Annotated in this window: 16 protein-coding genes; 7 read left to right on the top strand and 9 right to left on the bottom strand. The window is 61.0% G+C overall.

What is annotated here, in order from left to right; translation table 11 throughout:
* Nucleotides 1-139 precede the first annotated feature (139 nt).
* From mnmE to rpmH, 5 genes are all read right to left on the bottom strand, one after another.
* A complete protein-coding gene (mnmE, locus tag ISX93_RS02185) occupies nt 140-1,510 on the bottom strand; it encodes a tRNA uridine-5-carboxymethylaminomethyl(34) synthesis GTPase MnmE (protein WP_195777044.1) in 1,371 nt (456 codons plus the stop codon).
* A 66-nt stretch (nt 1,511-1,576) separates the two neighbouring features.
* A complete protein-coding gene (yidC, locus tag ISX93_RS02180) occupies nt 1,577-3,250 on the bottom strand; it encodes a membrane protein insertase YidC (protein ID WP_195777043.1) in 1,674 nt (557 codons plus the stop codon).
* Between the two features lie 2 nt (nt 3,251-3,252).
* Nucleotides 3,253-3,498 (bottom strand): membrane protein insertion efficiency factor YidD, encoded by a 246-nt coding sequence (yidD, locus tag ISX93_RS02175; protein WP_195777042.1) that lies wholly within the window; start codon nt 3,496-3,498, stop codon nt 3,253-3,255.
* On the bottom strand, nt 3,491-3,895 hold the full coding sequence (gene rnpA, locus ISX93_RS02170) for a ribonuclease P protein component (RefSeq protein WP_195777041.1): 405 nt from the start codon (nt 3,893-3,895) through the stop codon (nt 3,491-3,493). Before rnpA ends, yidD begins: the two co-directional genes overlap by 8 nt.
* Before the next feature lie 17 nt (nt 3,896-3,912).
* Nucleotides 3,913-4,047: a 50S ribosomal protein L34 gene (gene rpmH / locus ISX93_RS02165; protein ID WP_195777040.1), complete on the bottom strand. Its 135-nt coding sequence runs from the start codon at nt 4,045-4,047 to the stop codon at nt 3,913-3,915.
* Nucleotides 4,048-4,539: 492 nt separating this feature from the next.
* On the opposite strand from rpmH, the gene dnaA reads away from it, so the two are divergent.
* From dnaA to ISX93_RS02130, 7 genes are all read left to right on the top strand, one after another.
* Entirely contained in the window at nt 4,540-5,982 is a 1,443-nt protein-coding gene (gene dnaA / locus ISX93_RS02160; RefSeq protein ID WP_195777039.1) for a chromosomal replication initiator protein DnaA, read from the top strand.
* Nucleotides 5,983-6,021: 39 nt separating this feature from the next.
* Nucleotides 6,022-7,125, top strand: coding sequence for a DNA polymerase III subunit beta (gene dnaN, locus ISX93_RS02155; RefSeq protein ID WP_195777038.1), 1,104 nt, complete (start codon nt 6,022-6,024; stop codon nt 7,123-7,125).
* Between the two features lie 11 nt (nt 7,126-7,136).
* A complete protein-coding gene (gene recF, locus ISX93_RS02150) occupies nt 7,137-8,237 on the top strand; it encodes a DNA replication/repair protein RecF (protein WP_195777037.1) in 1,101 nt (366 codons plus the stop codon).
* A gap of 3 nt (nt 8,238-8,240) precedes the next feature.
* A complete protein-coding gene (gyrB, locus tag ISX93_RS02145; RefSeq protein WP_195777036.1) occupies nt 8,241-10,658 on the top strand; it encodes a DNA topoisomerase (ATP-hydrolyzing) subunit B in 2,418 nt (805 codons plus the stop codon).
* A 3-nt stretch (nt 10,659-10,661) separates the two neighbouring features.
* On the top strand, nt 10,662-11,576 hold the full coding sequence (locus ISX93_RS02140) for a winged helix-turn-helix transcriptional regulator (RefSeq protein ID WP_195777035.1): 915 nt from the start codon (nt 10,662-10,664) through the stop codon (nt 11,574-11,576).
* Nucleotides 11,577-11,652: 76 nt separating this feature from the next.
* Nucleotides 11,653-13,083 carry a carotenoid oxygenase family protein gene (locus tag ISX93_RS02135; protein WP_195777034.1) on the top strand — a complete coding sequence of 477 codons (1,431 nt, stop codon included), beginning with the start codon at nt 11,653-11,655 and terminating at the stop codon, nt 13,081-13,083.
* A complete protein-coding gene (locus ISX93_RS02130) occupies nt 13,080-14,312 on the top strand; it encodes an acetyl-CoA acetyltransferase (protein WP_195777033.1) in 1,233 nt (410 codons plus the stop codon). Before ISX93_RS02135 ends, ISX93_RS02130 begins: the two co-directional genes overlap by 4 nt.
* 28 nt (nt 14,313-14,340) lie before the next feature.
* On the opposite strand, the gene ISX93_RS02125 is transcribed toward ISX93_RS02130, so the two are convergent.
* From ISX93_RS02125 to glyQ, 4 genes are all read right to left on the bottom strand, one after another.
* On the bottom strand, nt 14,341-15,114 hold the full coding sequence (locus ISX93_RS02125; RefSeq protein ID WP_195777032.1) for a lysophospholipid acyltransferase family protein: 774 nt from the start codon (nt 15,112-15,114) through the stop codon (nt 14,341-14,343).
* 13 nt (nt 15,115-15,127) lie between these two features.
* Nucleotides 15,128-15,658, bottom strand: coding sequence for a D-glycero-beta-D-manno-heptose 1,7-bisphosphate 7-phosphatase (gene gmhB, locus ISX93_RS02120; protein WP_195777031.1), 531 nt, complete (start codon nt 15,656-15,658; stop codon nt 15,128-15,130).
* Between the two features lie 100 nt (nt 15,659-15,758).
* Nucleotides 15,759-17,813, bottom strand: a complete 2,055-nt coding sequence (gene glyS, locus ISX93_RS02115) for a glycine--tRNA ligase subunit beta (protein WP_195777030.1) — start codon at nt 17,811-17,813, stop codon at nt 15,759-15,761.
* On the bottom strand, nt 17,810-18,757 hold the full coding sequence (gene glyQ / locus ISX93_RS02110) for a glycine--tRNA ligase subunit alpha (protein WP_195777029.1): 948 nt from the start codon (nt 18,755-18,757) through the stop codon (nt 17,810-17,812). Before glyQ ends, glyS begins: the two co-directional genes overlap by 4 nt.
* Nucleotides 18,758-18,828 lie beyond the last annotated feature (71 nt).

The raw sequence follows: 18,828 nt of genomic DNA, 5'->3' as shown, positions 1-18,828 counted from the left end.
TTATCCCTGCTTCTAACCCAAGCTTATGTACTGGGCTCACCCGGACTTTCCCACAGGGTTCAGGGAGGTAATTGTTGCAAATTTGCTGAAATCCGTCCTGCTGGGTAGTCGTTTTTTGCCAGCGAGCAGCCGGCTGAGACTACTTTCCGATGCAGAAACTCGAAAAAATCCGACCTAGCAAATCATCCGAACTGAAAACGCCGGTGATTTCTCCCAGTGCCTGCTGGGCTTGTCTGAGGTCTTCAGCAAGCAGCTCTCCTGCGCCGGTAGAGGTCAGCTGGGCCCTTCCGTGCTCGATCGAGGCTTGTGCCTCATGCAAGGCCTGGATGTGGCGCTGGCGTGCACTGAAGCTGTTTTCCGTGGTCTGGGCAAAGCCCATGTAGGATTTCAGGTGTTCACGCAACAGCTCCAGGCCGGACAGCGACCTGGCGCTCAGGTTGATGGTGACATGTCCATCGCTGCAGGTTTCCAGGGCAACCGCTTCTCCCGACAGATCGACCTTGTTGCGGATCAAGGTAACTTTTTTCGGGTCCGGGCGTTCTTGCAGAAACTCTGGCCAAAGGGCGAAAGGTTCTGCCGCTTCGGCGGCGGTAGCATCAACCACCAGCAGTATGCGGTCAGCTTCAGCGATGGCGCTCAAGGCGCGCTCGACACCGATTTTTTCGACCTGGTCTTCGGTTGTGCGCAACCCTGCCGTGTCGATGATATGCAGCGGCATCCCATCGATAAGGATATGTTCACGCAAAACATCGCGGGTGGTGCCGGCAATGGCGGTGACAATCGCGGCATCCCGGCCGGCCAGCGCGTTGAGCAGGCTGGACTTGCCGGCATTCGGTCTGCCGGCAATGACCACAGTCATGCCATCCCGCAGCAAGGCTCCCTGATTGGCTTCGCGCAGGACCAACTGCAATTCTGCGCGGATGCCATCGAGCAAGTTCAGGACATGGCCATCGGCGAGAAAATCGATTTCTTCTTCGGGGAAATCGATGGCGGCCTCCACATAGATGCGCAGGTCGATCAGCCGTTCTGTCAGCTTGTTGATGCGGCGGGAGAACTCGCCCTGCAGTGAGCGCACGGCATTGCGTGCTGCCTGCGCTGAACTTGCTTCGATCAGGTCGGCTATCGCTTCTGCCTGAGCCAGGTCAAGCTTGTCGTTCAGAAAGGCCCGCTCACTGAATTCGCCTGGCCGTGCCTGTCTGGCGCCCAGCTCGAGGCAACGCTGCATGAGCATGTCCAGCACGACTGGTCCGCCGTGCCCCTGCAACTCGACAACGTCCTCGCCGGTGAAGGAGTTCGGCCCGGGGAAGTACAGCAGCAGGCCCTCATCCAGGACCTGACCAGCGCTGCCAAGAAACGCAGTATGGTGAGCGTGACGGGGAATCGGTTGCTTGCCGGCGATATCAACCGCGAGCGCGCGCGCAGCGGGTCCGGATACCCTGACAATGCCGACGCCGCCCCTGCCTTGCGCCGTAGCAACGGCGGCAATGGTGTCCTTGAGGTTGCTGGTCATTGCCGGGCTCTCCTGATGCTGGATAGCAAGACGCCCCACGAGGGGGCGTCTTTGGACTGGCTCTGATCAGGCTGCCTTGCTGGCGGCCTCGATCTGCCGGGTAATGTACCACTGCTGGGCAATCGACAGGATGTTGTTGACCACCCAGTACAGCACCAGACCGGCAGGGAACCAGAGGAAGAAGAAGGTGAAGATGATCGGCATCATTTTCATCACCTTGGCCTGCATCGGATCCGGTGGGGTCGGGTTCAGTTGCATCTGGATGAACATGGTCACACCCATGATGATCGGCAACAGGAAGAACGGATCCTTGATCGACAGATCGGTAATCCAGAACATCCAGGGCGCCTGGCGCATCTCGACGCTTTCCAGCAGCACCCAGTAAAGCGAAAGGAATACCGGCATTTGCACAAGAATAGGCAGGCAACCGCCCAGGGGGTTGATCTTCTCCTTCTTGTACAACTCCATCATGGCTTGGGACATCTTCTGTCGATCGTCACCAAACTGCTCTTTCAGAGCGGCCAGTTTTGGCGCTACCGCGCGCATGCGGGCCATTGACTTGTAGCTGGCGGCGGAGAGCGGGAAGAATATCAGCTTGATGATCAGGGTCAGGATGATGATCGACCAGCCCCAGTTGCCCAGGAGGTTGTGGATATGTTCCAGCAGCCAGAAAATCGGTTGGGCGATAAACCAGAGAATGCCGTAATCGACAGTCAGTTCCAGTCCGGGGGCCAGGGTTTTCAGCATGCCCTGAATTTTAGGACCGGCGTACAGGGACACGCTGGTTTCTGCCTGGGTGGCTGCAGGAACATTCAGGGCGGCGGCAGTAAAGCCAACGAGATAGTTGCCCTGGCTGTCCTTGCGTGCGGTTACCTGATTGGTTTCATCTTTCGGTGAAATCCATGCTGTCACGAAGTAGTGCTGCAGCCAGGCGACCCAGCCGCCCTGAACCTTTTCGCTGAGTTGCTTGTCATCCATGTCGGACATGGAAATCTTCGTGTAGGGCTTTTCTGCCGTCCAGATTGCAGCACCCAGGTAGGTGGCTGTGCCGGTTGCAGTGGTCGATGAAGGATCTCCACTGGCGTCGCGCTTGATTTGCGCAAACAGATTGCCAGTCCAGGGAGTTGCACCCTGGTTGTCGATCTTGTAGCTGACGGTCAGATCGTACTGGCCACGTTTCAGGGTGAAGCGCTTGGTGTAGTTGACCCCGGCATCGCTGTAATGCAGGTCGACAATCAGCTGCTCGGCGCCGTCCTGCAGGCGGTATTCACGTTTCGCGCTGGCATACAGGGGACGACCCGATGCGCGGGCATCCGGACCGTTGGTCCCGGTCAGGCCGCTCTGGGCGACATACAGGCGTTGCGGGCTGTTGTTGAACAACTGGAAGGGTACTTCCGGCTGCTTCTGGCTCAGTGGGTACTGGGGCAGATTGAGCTGAACAATGTCGCCACCGCGAGGATCGATGGCCAGTTGCAACACATCTGTTTCTACGCGAATCAGATCGCTGCTTGTGGCGGATTCAGTCTCGGCCGGTTTGTCGCGGGGAAGGTCAGCCGTCGGCACATCGCTGCTGCTGACAGCGGCAGTCGCTGAATCATCAGGAATGCTCGGCGCTGCTTGCGCAGCCGAGCTTTCAACCGGCGATTGAGTTATCTGCCCGTAGTCTTCGTTCCACTGCAAAACCATCAGGTAGGAAACAACAGCCAGAGCGACTATCGGAAGTGCGCGTTTGATATCCATGATTACTCGACCAGCGAAGGGGATCGGGGAGATTTAGGTGGCGGTACGGGGTCAAATCCACCGGGATTCCAGGGATGACAGCGGCCCAGTCTGCGCAGGGCCAGCCAGCCGCCATGCATCAGGCCATGCTGCTCGATGGCATCATGGGCATAGCAGGAACAGCTGGGATAGAAGCGACAGTGGCTGGCCATCAGCGGGCTGATGGCATAACGGTAAAACTGGATCGTGCCGAGGGCCAGTTTACGCATCTTGGCTTGGCGCCACTCCTGAGTCGATGACAGGTTGCGTTTCAGCTTTCTGGGTGCGCTGCAGGCGCTTCCAGAATTTGTCGAACTGTCGGGTAATCTCGACGTTGTCCGAGTCAGCGATTCCTTTCCGCGCAACGATCACGATATCCCATCCGGCAAGCAATGCTTGATGCTTGCGGAAGGATTCACGTATCAGGCGTTTGAGGCGATTACGTTCAACGGAAAGCTTTACGCTTTTCTTGCCGATCACCAAGCCCAGGCGTGGATGATCAAGACCGTTGTCGCGGGCAAGAAGCAGAACATTCTTGCCAGGAATCTTGCCGCTGGGAGAGTCAAAAACAGCCTTGAACTGACGTGGAATCAGCAGGCGATTTTCCCTGCTGAAGTCCAGACTCACCCGGCAAGCTGAATCGGTCAAACGGTCAGACGCTTGCGACCTTTGGCACGGCGACGCGACAGAACGATACGGCCGTTTTTAGTAGCCATACGAGCACGGAAACCGTGGGTACGAGCGCGCTTGATTGTGCTTGGCTGGAAAGTACGTTTCATGATGCTTACCTGGTGGTTACTGGGGGAGCTGAAGGCAGCCCCCGTTTAAAGAGACCGGCCATTCTAGAGAAACAAGCCCTTCAGGTCAATTTCATCCGGACTTTTAATTGCAAGGAAACCATAACGTGCAAAACCCCTGATCAAGGGCCCGCCGGAAGGTAGGCGGGCGATCGTTGTACTGCTGTTTCAGCAGAGCATGTCGCTGCAGTGTCGCTGAGTTGGCGCAGCTGCCCGAACAGGCATAACACTGTGAATAACTTGTGCGTAGACTTTTACTGATAAGAAGCAACTGCCTGATTAGATGATTATTTGCAGATCATTGAGGCGGGCAGGCAGCGTTATCCACAAGCGGTAATTTTTGGCGATCATGCGCTTAATATTCAACCAATAAACCGGAGTTACATCACTTTGCGGGGATTCCCTTGTGGATAACCTTAGGGCTGGCCGGTACAATTAACCTCGCTTTTTCTTTACCGTTTCGAGGAATACCGCGTGTCTGTGGAACTTTGGTTGCAGTGTGTTGAACTATTGCGTGACGAACTGCCTGCCCAGCAATTCAATACCTGGATACGCCCTCTCCAAGCGGAAGCCGAAGGAGATGAGCTGCGTGTTTTTGCACCCAATCGCTTTGTTCTCGACTGGGTCAACGAAAAGTACCTGGGCCGCCTTCTCGAGTTGCTGGATGAGCGTGCCGATCGCGCACCGCCGGTATTGAGTCTGGTGATTGGCAGCAAGCGCAACAACAAGTTGCCCATGCACAGTGCTACTGCCACAGCAACTCAGCCGGAGACCGCGGCGGTTACCGAAACACGCGCGGCTGCCGCTGTGGCCAAGGCTGTTGCCGCCGAGCCGAATCAGCAGCAGACACCGATATCGCAGGAGCGCACCGTCCAGGTCGAAGGCGGGCTGAAGCACAGCAGCTACCTCAATCGCACCTTCACCTTCGAAAATTTTGTCGAAGGAAAATCCAACCAGCTGGCCCGCGCTGCTGCGTGGCAGGTGGCGGATAACCCGAAGCATGGCTACAACCCGCTGTTTTTATATGGCGGCGTTGGCTTGGGTAAAACGCACCTGATGCATGCGGTTGGCAATCACCTGTTGAAGAAGAACCCGAACGCAAAGATTGTCTACCTGCATTCCGAGCGTTTTGTTGCCGACATGGTCAAGGCCCTGCAGCTGAATGCGATCAACGAGTTCAAACGCTTTTACCGCTCGGTCGATGCGCTTTTGATCGATGACATTCAATTCTTTGCCAAGAAGGAACGCTCCCAGGAGGAGTTCTTCCACACATTCAACGCACTGCTCGAAGGTGGCCAGCAAGTCATTCTTACCAGCGATCGCTACCCCAAGGAAATTGATGGCCTGGAAGAACGCCTGAAGTCCAGGTTTGGCTGGGGCCTGACAGTTGCGGTCGAGCCGCCCGAACTTGAAACCCGTGTGGCCATTCTGATGAAGAAGGCCGAACAGGCCAAGGTCGACTTACCGCATGATGCGGCATTTTTCATCGCGCAGAAAATCCGCTCTAACGTCCGTGAACTGGAAGGCGCACTCAAGCGCGTGATTGCGCACGCGCACTTCATGGGCAAGGACATTTCCATTGAGCTTATTCGCGAGTCGCTGAAGGATTTGCTGGCATTGCAGGATAAGCTGGTCAGCATTGATAACATTCAGCGCACGGCTGCCGAGTACTACAAAATCAAGATTTCCGACATGCTGTCCAAGCGCAGGTCGCGCTCCGTCGCCAGGCCGCGCCAGGTAGCCATGGCACTGTCCAAGGAGCTGACCAACCACAGCTTGCCGGAAATCGGTGATGCCTTTGGTGGGCGTGACCACACAACGGTTTTACATGCTTGTCGTAAGATTGCTGAACTCAGGGAATCCGACGCGGACATCTGTGAGGATTACAAAAACCTGCTACGCACCCTGACTACTTGATCACCACTAATTACAACACCTAGGCAAAGGGACCAGACCATGCATTTCACCATCCAGCGCGAAGCCCTGTTGAAACCCCTGCAGTTGGTTGCCGGCGTAGTCGAGCGCCGCCAGACACTGCCGGTTCTTTCTAACGTCCTGCTGGTGGTGCAAGGCCAGCAGTTGTCCCTGACCGGTACCGACCTGGAGGTTGAGCTGGTTGGCCGGGTTGCCCTGGACGAGATTGCCGAGCCGGGCGAGATCACCGTCCCCGCCCGCAAGTTGATGGACATCTGCAAGAGCCTGCCGGCGGATGCACTGATCGACATCAAGCTCGATGAGCAGAAGCTCCTGATCAAGGCCGGGCGCAGCCGCTTCAGCTTGTCGACCCTTCCCGCCAATGATTTTCCGACCTCCGAGGAAGGCCAGACTTCACTGGTTATCAACCTGCCGCAAGCCAAGGTCCGCCGGCTTATCGAGCGCACCAGTTTCGCTATGGCGCAGCAGGATGTCCGCTATTACCTGAATGGCATGCTGCTGGAAGTCGGCGCCAACGTGCTGCGCGCGGTGGCTACCGATGGCCATCGTCTGGCGATGTGCTCGCTCTCTGCGCCGATCGAGCAGCAGGAGAAGCACCAGATCATCGTCCCGCGCAAAGGTATTCTGGAGCTGGCGCGCCTGCTCACCGAGCCGGATGCCGAAGTGGCGATCGTGCTTGGCCAGCATCACATTCGCGCGACCACCAGCGAGTTCACCTTCACCTCCAAACTGGTCGATGGCAAGTTCCCCGATTACGAGCGGGTTCTGCCGAAGGGTGGCGACAAGCTGGTGGTCGGCGATCGTCAGGCGCTGCGAGAAGCCTTCACCCGCACCGCCATTCTGTCCAACGAGAAGTACCGTGGTATCCGCCTGCAACTGGCTGCCGGCCAGTTGAAGATCCAGGCGAACAACCCCGAGCAGGAAGAAGCCGAAGAGGAAGTAGCGGTCGACTACAACGGCGGCAATCTGGAGATTGGTTTCAACGTCAGCTATCTGCTGGATGTCATGGCGGTGATGACCACGGAAAAGGTTCGTCTGCTTCTTTCCGATTCCAACAGCAGCGCGCTGGTGCAGGAGTTCGATAACGACGAGTCCGCTTACGTCGTCATGCCGATGCGCCTGTAGCCCCAATAGCAGTGTCCCTCCTCCGCTTGAACGTCACCGCGTTGCGCAATCTGCACGCGGTGACATTGTCACCCTCCCCGCGCATCAACATCCTTTCCGGCGACAATGGCAGCGGAAAAACCAGCCTGCTCGAGGCCGTGCACCTGCTCGGCCTGGCCCGCTCATTTCGCAGTACCCGCCTGCAGCCCGTCATCGAGTATGAGCAGCCGGCGCTGACCATTTTTGGCGAACTGGCATCTGCTGTGGGCACTCGTCAACTGGGTGTGCAGCGCTCAAGGGCTGGCGAGTTTCAGATCCGCATCGATGGCCAGTCGGTCCGCAGCGCTGCCCAGCTTGCCCAGGCGTTGCCTTTGCAGCTGATCAATCCGGACAGTTTCCGTCTGCTGGAAGGCAATCCGCGCATCAGGCGACAGTTTCTCGATTGGGGAGTGTTCCACGTGGAACCGCGCTTCCTGCTGGCCTGGCAGCGCCTGCAAAGGGCGCTGCGTCAGCGGAACTCGTGGTTGCGCCGTGGTACACTTGACGCCGCTTCGGAAGCAGCTTGGAGTCGCGAACTCAGCGTTGCCAGTGATGAAATCGACGCCTATCGGCGCAGCTACATTCAGGCGTTAAAGCCCCTGTTTGAGGCGACGTTATCCCGGTTGTTGGTCCTTCCTGACCTGGTGTTGAGTTACTACCGCGGCTGGGACAAGGATCGGGAGTTGAGCGAGGTGCTTAGCACTTCGCTGCTGCGCGATCAGCAACTCGGCCACACCCAGGCCGGCCCCCAGCGCGCAGATTTGCGCCTTCGAGTAGGCGCCTATAACGCCGTCGATGTGCTGTCCCGCGGACAGCAGAAACTGGTGGTGTGTGCGCTGAAGATAGCCCAGGGCTACCTGGTCAATCAGTCACGCAGCGGCGAGTGCGTTTACCTGGTAGACGATTTGCCTTCCGAGCTGGATGAGCACCACCGGCATGCTCTTTGCGGCTTGCTCGAAGATTTGAACTGCCAGGTTTTCATAACCTGCGTTGACCACAAGATACTGCGGGAATGCTGGCAGACGGATACGCCAGTTGCCATGTTCCACGTGGAACATGGTCGAATTACCCAGACCCACGATTACCGGGAGTAAGGCATGAGCGAAAACAATACGTATGACTCCAACAGTATCAAGGTGCTGAAAGGCCTGGATGCTGTCCGCAAGCGTCCCGGTATGTACATTGGCGACACCGATGATGGCAGTGGTCTGCACCACATGGTCTTCGAGGTGGTGGACAACTCGATCGACGAAGCGCTCGCTGGCCATTGCAACGACATCAGCATCACTATCCACACCGATGAGTCGATTACCGTGCGCGACAATGGCCGCGGGATCCCGGTGGATATGCACAAGGAAGAAGGTGTCTCCGCTGCCGAAGTGATCATGACCGTGTTGCACGCCGGCGGTAAGTTCGACGACAACTCGTACAAGGTTTCTGGCGGCCTGCACGGCGTCGGCGTGTCCGTGGTGAACGCCCTCTCCGAACTGCTGCTGCTGACCGTCCGCCGCAGCGGGCATGTGTGGGAGCAGACCTATGTTCACGGCGTGCCGCAGGAGCCGATGCGCATCGTTGGCGACAGCGACAGTACCGGCACGCAGATCCATTTCAAGCCCTCGGCCGAGACCTTCCATAACATCCACTTCAGCTGGGATATCCTGGCCAAGCGCCTGCGTGAACTGTCGTTCCTCAACTCCGGGGTCGGCATCGTGCTCAAGGATGAACGCAGCGGCAAAGAGGAGCTGTTCAAGTACGAAGGTGGCTTGCGCGCGTTCGTCGAGTACCTCAATACCAACAAGACTGCAGTCAACTCGGTGTTCCATTTCAACGTGCAGCGTGATGACGGTGTCGGTGTCGAGGTGGCCCTGCAGTGGAACGACAGCTTCAATGAAAACCTGCTGTGCTTCACCAACAACATTCCGCAGCGCGACGGTGGTACCCACCTGGCCGGTTTCCGCTCGGCCCTGACGCGCAACCTGAACAACTACATCGAGCAGGAAGGCCTGGCCAAGAAGCATAAGATCGCCACCACCGGCGATGATGCCCGTGAAGGCCTGACGGCAATTGTCTCGGTCAAGGTGCCGGATCCGAAGTTCAGTTCGCAGACCAAGGACAAGCTGGTGTCCTCGGAAGTGAAGACTGCGGTAGAGCAGGAGATGGGCAAATACTTCGCCGACTTCCTGCTGGAAAACCCCAACGAAGCCAAGGCCGTGGTCGGCAAGATGATCGATGCGGCGCGGGCCCGTGAAGCCGCGCGCAAGGCGCGTGAAATGACCCGGCGCAAAGGTGCCCTGGATATCGCCGGCCTGCCGGGAAAACTGGCCGACTGTCAGGAAAAGGACCCTGCCCTGTCCGAACTCTACATCGTGGAAGGTGACTCCGCGGGCGGCTCGGCCAAGCAGGGTCGCAACCGCCGGACCCAGGCGATCCTGCCGCTCAAGGGCAAGATCCTCAACGTCGAGAAGGCGCGCTTCGACAAGATGATTTCCTCGCAGGAAGTCGGCACGCTGATTACGGCACTGGGCTGCGGCATTGGCCGCGACGAGTACAACATCGACAAGCTGCGCTACCACAACATCATCATCATGACCGATGCTGACGTCGATGGTTCGCACATCCGCACCCTCCTCCTGACCTTCTTCTTCCGCCAATTGCCGGAGCTGGTCGAGCGCGGCTACATCTATATCGCCCAGCCACCACTGTACAAGGTGAAGAAGGGCAAGCAGGAGCAGTACATCAAGGACGACGACGCCATGGACGAATACATGACCCAGTCGGCGCTTGAAGAGGCCAGCCTGCACGTCAATGAAAGTGCCCCGGGGCTGTCCGGACTGGCGCTGGAAACCCTGGTCAACGATTACCGTCTGGTGATGAAGACCCTCAAGCGCCTGTCACGCCTGTATCCGCAGGAGCTCACCGAGCACTTCGTCTACCTGCCACGCGTCAGCCTGGAGCAGCTCTCCGATCAGGCCGCCATGCAGTCCTGGCTGGAGCAGTACGAAGCGCGCCTGCGCCTGGTCGAGAAATCCGGCCTGGTCTACAAGGCCAGCCTGCGCGAAGACCGCGAGCGTCACCTGTGGTTGCCGGAAGTCGAACTGATCTCCCATGGGCTGTCCAACTACATCACCTTCAACCGTGATTTCTTTGCCAGCAATGACTACAAGACCGTGACCACGCTGGGTGATCAGCTCAACAGCCTGCTGGAAGAGGGGGCATATGTGCAGCGTGGCGAGCGCAAGAAGCCGGTTGCCACGTTCAAGGATGCCCTTGCCTGGCTGATGGCGGAAAGCACCAAGCGCCACAGCATCCAGCGCTACAAGGGGCTGGGCGAGATGAATCCCGAGCAGTTGTGGGAAACCACCATGGATCCGGCCGTACGGCGCATGCTCAGGGTCACCATCGAAGACGCCATCGCGGCGGACCAGATCTTCAACACGCTGATGGGCGATGCGGTGGAGCCACGCCGGGACTTCATCGAAAGCAACGCACTGGCGGTCTCCAACCTGGACTTCTGACCGGTGCCGACGCATTCGACCCAGGCGCTGGATGTCACGGCTCATGTGGCATCCAGCATTGTCCCGGCGGTGTTGGATGTGCTCGGCCAGCGCTGGTCCCTGGCGCTGGTCCAGGCGCTGCTGTTGCAGGAAAAGACATTTGGCCAGTTGCTTCTGGCGCTGGCTATTCCGCGCAGCACCCTGGCGGCCCGCCTCAAGCATTTGCTGGCAATGCGCTGCCTGGAGGCGACAGCGCACGGCTATCGCTTGTCGGCTGCCGGGCAGGCCCTGTTGCCGGTGGTCAGCCTGGCACAGGCCTGGAATCGTGGCGCGGCGGGGCAACCGCCAGCTCCTGCGCCGCTCATTCACTGCTGCGGAAACAGCCTGGTACCGGCACTGGTCTGCAAGGTCTGCGCGGAGCCCATCCTGGCCCGCGACATCCATCTCGACTGTCCCGGCGCAGTACCCGACCTCAGCCACCTGCCCAAGCCGCTGCGGCGTGCGCGCGCCGAATCGTCGCCGGGGCAATGGCTGGGCGCGGCAGAAATTCTCGGTGATCGCTGGACCGCCCTGATTGTCGCCCTCGGCTTTTACGGGGTGCAGCGCTACAGCGAGATTGCCCGGCACCTGGCCATCGCGCCGAATATCCTGGCGGATCGGTTGGCACGGTTGTGCGATGGCGGCGTGTTGTTGCGCGTCGCCGAGCAGCAGTCCGAACGGCCACGCTACCGTTTCAGCGAAGCTGGTTTGCAGCTGTTTCCGCTGATTGTCGCGCTGATCGAGTGGGGCGATCGCTGGCTGCGCCCGGCGACCCAGGCTGCAACCTGCATGCGTCATTTGCCCTGCGGCCACTGGTTGCAGCCGCAACTGCGCTGCAGCAGTTGCGGCACTGCGGTCACCCTGCAGAGCCTGTCGGCAAGCAGCCTGCAGGCGCCGTAGGGCAGGTTCGTGGCTGGCTGGTTGACTTGCATAGTGAAACCAAAGATAGTTTCACTATGCAAGCAAAGGAGCGACCATGAACAGCATTGCCCCAGAAGCCAACCCCTACCTGCTCGGCAGTTATGCACCCATCACAGAAGAAATCGAAGCCCCGCTGGAGGTGCTGGCGGGTGCAATTCCCGCGGACCTGGCCGGTGTCTATGTCCGTAACGGACCCAATCCGCAGCGCGCGACCGAAGGCCGGCATCACTGGTTCGACGGCGATGGCATGCTCCACGCCGTGGAGATTGCCAATGGCCACGCCATCTATCGCAACCGTTGGATCGAAACAGCCGGGCTGCAGCTGGAGCGCAGTACCGGTGAAGCGCAGTGGCAGGGCATTCGCGAGCCGGTAAGGAAATTGACCCTTGGCCGGCCCTACAAGGACACCGCCAACACCGATGTGAAGTTTCACAATGGTGCTTTGCTTGCGCTCTGGTACCAGTGCGGCGAGCCCTACCGGGTAGATCCCGTCAGCCTGCAAACCCTGGGCGTCGATGACTTCGCCGGCAAGCGCACAACCGCAGTCTCGGCGCATGTGAAAGTGGATGCGCGTACCGGCGAGATGATGTTCTTCGAGTACTCGGTGCGCCCGCCCTACCTGCATTACGGGGTGGTCAGCGCCGCCGGCGAACAGCTCAGCCTGATCCCGGTGGAGTTGCCGGGCCCGCGCCTGCCCCACGATATGGCGATCACCGAGCATTATTCGATTCTCATGGACCTGCCGGTTTGTGTGGATACCGAAGCACTGCAGCGCGGGCGCTGGCGCAGCGTTTATCGGCCGGAGCTGGGCTCACGCTTTGCCATCATTCCACGGCATGGCACGGCGGCCGATGTGCGCTGGTTCAGTGCCGCGCCCTGCTACATCTACCACGTGGTGAATTCCTGGGAAGAAGGCGATGAGGTGGTCATGCTGGCTCACAAGGTGACCAGCCCGGTGGCCAACAGTGAAGACAGCACTGCCAGTGAGTTCGAGCGCATGCTGCAGAACCTGCAGATGAATGCCGAGCTGTGGGAGTGGCGCTTCAACCTGCAAACCGGACAAACCAGCGAGCGCTGCCTCGACCAAGTAAACGCCGAATTCCCCAGCATCAACCCGCGCGACCAGGGCTATCCGACCCGCTACGGCTATGCCGTGACCATCGGACCCCGCCCTACCCTGCGCTTCGACGGCATCCGCAAGTACGACTTGGCTACCGGCAAGCATCAGCAGGTGCGTTTTGGCCAGGGGATCTACGGCAGTGAAAGCCCGTTTGCCCCAGGCACTCAGGCACAAAACGAGGATGACGGTTACCTGCTGAGCTTTGTGCAGGACGAAGTGAACAACCGCTCGGAGCTGTGGATCTACGATGCCCGTGACCTGCAAGCGGGGCCCTGTACCCGGCTGGCGATTCCGCAACGCGTGCCGCTAGGCTTCCATGCCTGCTGGGTGGAAGGCCGGGATCTCAAGCCACAGGGATCGGCATGAGCCGCAGGGTGCTGATCCTCGGTGGCGCGCAAAGCGACTTTGCCCGCCACTGGCAGCGCGAAGGCAGCGATCTGGCCGGCGAAATGCAGCGGGTGGTGCAGAGTGGCCTGGCGGAATGCAGTCTGCCGGCAGATCAGGTGCAGGCCGCGCATATCGGCAACTTTGCCGCCGAACTGTTCTGTCATCAGGGTTTGCTTGGTGGCTTGCTGGCCCGCTGCGATCCGGCGTGGGCAGAGTTGCCGATCATGCGCCACGAGGCGGCGTGCGCTTCCGGCAGCATGGCCATTCTCGCGGCCATGGCCAGCATCGAAGCTGGGCGTGCCGAGTGTGTCTGTGTGCTTGGCATCGAGCAGATGCGCAATGTTTCGGGCGAGCAGGCGGCGCAGAATCTGGGCTGTGCCGCGTGGCACGGACACGAAGCGCAAGCGGCAAAATACCTGTGGCCACACCTGTTCGAGCAGGTGCGCCAGCGCTACGTCGAACAGCACGGTCTGGATGCGCGCTACCTGCGCCGGATTGCCGAGATCAATCTGGCCAACGCCAAATGCAATCCGCTGGCGCAGACCCGCGACTGGCAACTGCAGGCCGAACATTTCGCGGCAAATGATGAATTAAATCCGCGCGTGGAAGGCGAATTGCGCCGGCGCGACTGTGCGCAGATCAGTGATGGCTGCGCGGCAGTGTTTCTCTGCTCGGAGGCGTTTGCGCAGCAGCATGCGCGCAGGCTCGGGCGCAGTGAAAGCTACCCGGCGATCCTTGGCTGGGGCCAGCGCAGCTCGCCCTTGCCACTGGCGGAAAAGCTGCCGGCGGCGAGCGAACGCGGCCTGATGTTTCCCCACCTGCAGCGGACCATTGCCGATGCCATGCAGCGTGCCGGGCTGGCGGATGCCTGGCAGCTGGACCTGATAGAAACCCACGATTGCTTCACCATCAGCGAATACCTGGCGCTGGAGCATTTCGGCCTGGCCTCGCCCGGTCAGGGCTGGCAGCGGATCGAGGATGGCAGCATCGAGCTGGGCGGGCGCCTGCCGGTCAACCCGAGCGGCGGCCTGATCGGTGGCGGCCATCCGGTGGGGGCTACCGGTGTGCGCATGCTGCTGGATGCCTGGCGCCAGGTGGAGCACAAAGCCGCAGGCTATCAGGTCGAAGGCGCGCGCCTGGCGGCGTGCCTGAACATCGGCGGAAGCTTCAGCGCGGTGGCCAGCTTTGTCGTCGGCCGCCCGTCCTGAGCCGGGCGGGTACAGGCTTGCGCGCGCCTCAGTCTTCCGGCAGCCCGGTCGCGGCCTGCGCGTCGGCCGGCAGGGCGCCGAGGTCGATTTGCGCCTGGCGCACCCAGGCGAAGGCGCGCTCGTTAAGCTCGGCGATGGCCCGCGGGCCGCTGCCCTCGGCATACATGGGCGGACCCACGACAATCCGGATGGTGCCGGGGTGCTTCAGCCAGCCATCGCGCGGCCAGCACTTGCCGGCATTGTGCGCAATTGGCAGCACCGGCAGGCCGGCATTCACCGCCAGCGCCGCGCCGCCGCGGGAGAACTTGCCGATCTGGCCGTAGGGGACGCGGGTGCCTTCGGGAAAGATCAGCACCCACAAGCCGGCCGTGAGCCGCTCATGCCCCTGGCTGGCAAGCTGCTTGAGGGCTGCCTTGGGGTTGCCGCGGTCAATCGCGATCGGCTTGAGCAGCTTCATCGACCAGCCCCAGAAGGGTACGCGCAGCAGCTCGCGCTTGATCACCTGGCTGAGCGGGGCAAACAGTGCGGAAAAATAGAAGGTTTCCCAGGTGCTCTGGTGCTTGGCCAGGATCACGCAGGGCCGCGCCGGAATGTTCTCGCGGCCGCTCAGCTCGTAGCGCACCCCTGCTACCCAGCGCGCCAGCCAGATGGCCTGCCATGCCCAGGCCTGATTGATCAGCCGGTAACGCAGCGGAAAGGGCAGCAGCAGCCCGACAATCAGGCCGAACGAACTCCACACTACCGTCATCAGGGCCAGCAGCAGATAGAAGGTGAGCGAGCGGACGGATTGCAGAATCGGCATGGGCAGGAATCCTTCAAGCAAGCAGTTGGGTGGCGACGGCGGCGAGGTCGTCGAACACCAGGGTGTGTGCCGGTATCGGCCTGGCCAGGGTGCGTTGGCCCTTGCCGGTTTTCACCAGCACCGGTTGGCAGTCGACGGCCAGCGCCGCCTGCAGGTCACCGCTGGAGTCACCGACAAACCATACACCCTGCAGCTCAGCCGCATAGTGTTCGGCAATCTGCTGCAGCATGCCGGGCATGGGTTTACGGCAGTTGCAGTCATCATCCGGGCCGTGCGGGCAGTGCACGATCAGTCCCAGTTCGCCACCCTGCTCGGCCACCAGCTGGCGCAGGCGCTGGTGCATGGCCTCGAGGGTGGCTTCGTCATAGTAGCCACGGGCCAGGCCGGACTGGTTGGTGGCCACCGCCACCGTCCAGCCGGCCTTGCTCAACCGGGCTATCGCGTCGATGGCGCCAGGCAACGGGATCCACTCATCGACTGACTTGATGTAGTCGTCGGAGTCCTGGTTGATCACGCCATCGCGGTCGAGAATCAGTAGTTTCATGCCTGCTCCGCAAGATGGGTTAGGCGTGGATCGGCTGAATCCAGCGTCTGCGGGGAGGATGGGTATCGCTGCGTTCAACCCATCCTGCGTTTCGGAGTGATCAGCCCAGCAGCGAAATATCGGCCACGCCAAGGAACAGTTCACGCAGCTGCTTGAGCAACGCGTAGCGGTTGGCGCGCACGGCGCTGTCCTCGGCATTCACCAGTACCTGCTCGAAGAAGGCATCCACCGGACCGCGCAACGCCGCCAGTTGTGCCAGCGCCTCGCGGTAGCAACGGGCTGCTGCCAGCGGGGTGACCGCCTGCTGCGCCGCCGCGACGGCCGCTGCCAGGGCCTGTTCCGCGGCCTCCTGCAGCAAGGCCGGGTTCACGCTGTCCGGCACCGTGCCTTCGGCCTTGGCCAGGATATTCGACACTCGCTTGTTGGCTGCCGCCAGGGCCGTGGCGTCCGGCAACTGACGGAAGGCCTGCACGGCCTGCACGCGCTGGTCAAAGTCCAGCGGCGCAGCGGGGCTGAGCGCACGCACGGCCTGGTACACGGCCACGTCGACACCTTCGTCTTCGTAGCGCGCGCGCAGGCGGTCGAAGATGAAGTCCAGCACCTGTTGCGCCAGCCCGGCGCTGTTGACCCTGGCGCCGTACTGGCCGATGGCGAAGCCGACGGCTTCGACCAGGTCGAGGTCCAGCTGTTTCTCGATCAGGATGCGCAGCACGCCGAGTGCGGCGCGGCGCAGGGCATAGGGGTCCTTGGAGCCGGTCGGCAGCATGCCGATGCCGAAGATGCCGACCAGCGTGTCGAGCTTGTCGGCCACCGCCACGGCGGCGCCGGTGAGGGTCTGCGGCAATTCTGCCCCTGCCCCGCGCGGCATGTATTGCTCGTTAAGCGCCAGGGCCACGTCTTCCGGCTCGCCGTCATGCAGTGCGTAGTAGTAGCCGGCGATACCCTGCATCTCCGGGAACTCGCCGACCATCTCGCTGGCCAGGTCGCACTTGCTGAGGATACCGGCCCGCGCGGCGCGGCTGGCGTCGCCGCCGATCTGCCCGGCGATGAAGCCGGCCAGGTCGGAGACCCGTGCCGCCTTGTCATAGACGCTGCCGAGCTGGGCCTGGAACACTACATTGGCCAGACGCTCGTTGCGCTTTTCCAGCGGCTGGCGCTGGTCCTGCTTGAAGAAGAACTCGGCGTCGGTCAGGCGCGGACGCACCACCTTCTCGTTGCCGGCGACGATCTGCGCCGGGTCCTTGCTCTCGATGTTGGCCACGGTGATGAAGCGCGGCAGCAGCTTGCCATTGCCATCCAGCAGGCAGAAGTACTTCTGGTTGTCCTGCATGGTGGTGATCAGGGCTTCCTGCGGCACCGCGAGGAAGCGCTCCTCGAAGGAGCAGACCAGCGGCACCGGCCATTCGACCAGTGCACTGACTTCATCAAGCAAGGCTGGCGGAATAATCGCAGTGCCCTGCTCGGCCTTGGCCAGCTCGGCTACCCGCTGGCTGATCAGCTCGCGGCGCTCGGCAAAATCGGCAATCACGTAAGCGCTGCGCAGATCCTCGGCATAACTGGCCGGGCTGGAAATGCGCACTTCGCGGTTGGCATGGAAGCGGTGCCCGCGCGACACCCGCCCGGCCTGCTGGGCGAGGATGTGGCAGTCGATCACGGCGTCGCCAAACAGCATGACCAGCCACTGGGTTGGGCGGACGAACTCTTCCTTGCGCGCCGCCCAGCGCATGCGCTTGGGAATTGGCAGATCGTTGAGTGAGGTTTCAACAATGCCCGGCAACAGACTGACAGCCGGTTGGCCGGCAATGCTCTGGCTAAACTTCAGCTTGGGACCGCTCTGGTCCACCAGCGCCAGGTCAACGCCACACTTCTTGGCGAAGCCCAAAGCGGCCTGGGTCGGCTTGCCGTCCTTGTCGAAGGCGGCTTGCAGCGGCGGACCATCGAGGTTGACCGTACGATCCGGTTGCTGCGCGGCGAGGCCGTCGACCAGTACCGCCAGGCGGCGTGGGGCGGCATACATGCGCGCTTTGGCGTAGCTCAGGCCGGCCGCCTTGAGGCCCCTTTCGATACCCGCGAGAAAGGCTTCGCCAAGGCTTTTCAGTGCTTTCGGCGGCAGCTCTTCGGTGCCCAGTTCAACCAGAAAATCTTGCGCACTCATTCTGCTGCCTCCAGCTTGGCCAGTACTTCATCACGCAGTTCGGGGGTGGCCATGGGGAAGCCGAGTTTGGCGCGGGCCAGCAGATAGCTTTGGGCGATGCTGCGGGCCAGCGTGCGCACGCGCAGGATGTACTGCTGGCGCGCGGTGACCGAGATGGCCCGGCGGGCGTCGAGCAGGTTGAAGCTGTGCGAGGCCTTGATCACCATTTCGTAGGCCGGCAGCGGCAGCTGCAGGGCCATCAGGCGGTTGGCCTCGGATTCGTAGAAGTCGAACAGGTCGAACAGCTTGTCGACGTTGGCGTGCTCGAAGTTGAAGGTGGACTGTTCCACCTCGTTCTGGTGGAACACGTCGCCGTAGGTGACCTTGCCGAACGGGCCGTCGGAGTAGACCAGGTCATACACCGAGTCGACGCCCTGCAGGTACATGGCCAGGCGCTCGAGGCCGTAGGTGATCTCGCCGGTGACGGGGTAGCACTCGACGCCGCCGACCTGCTGGAAGTAGGTGAACTGGGTGACTTCCATGCCGTTGAGCCAGACTTCCCAGCCCAGGCCCCAGGCGCCGAGGGTCGGCGATTCCCAGTTGTCCTCGACGAAGCGGATGTCGTGCACCAGGGTATCGACGCCAATCCGGCGCAGCGATTCGAGGTACAGGTCCTGGATATTTTCCGGGTTCGGCTTCAGTACCACCTGGAACTGGTAGTAGTGCTGCAGGCGGTTGGGGTTCTCGCCGTAGCGGCCGTCAGCCGGGCGCCGGGACGGCTGCACGTAGGCGGCGTTCCAGGTCTCCGGGCCGATGGCGCGCAGGAAGGTGGCGGTATGGAAGGTGCCGGCACCCATTTCCATGTCGTAGGGCTGCAGGATCACGCAACCCTGCTCAGCCCAATAGCTTTGCAGGGCGAGGATCAATCCTTGGAAGGTGCTAACGTCGGGCGTAGTCTGGGTCACGAATTTCACCGCTGTCGAGGCTTGTGCGTAAAGCCGCGGAGTATACCCGATCAATTCCCTGCAAACCGCAT

The organism is Pseudomonas sp. N040 (assembly GCF_015637705.1).
Classification (GTDB): Bacteria; Pseudomonadota; Gammaproteobacteria; order Pseudomonadales; family Pseudomonadaceae; genus Aquipseudomonas.
The sequence above is the reverse complement of the archived record's forward strand: the minus strand, read 5'-3'. Positions and strand labels throughout refer to the sequence as shown.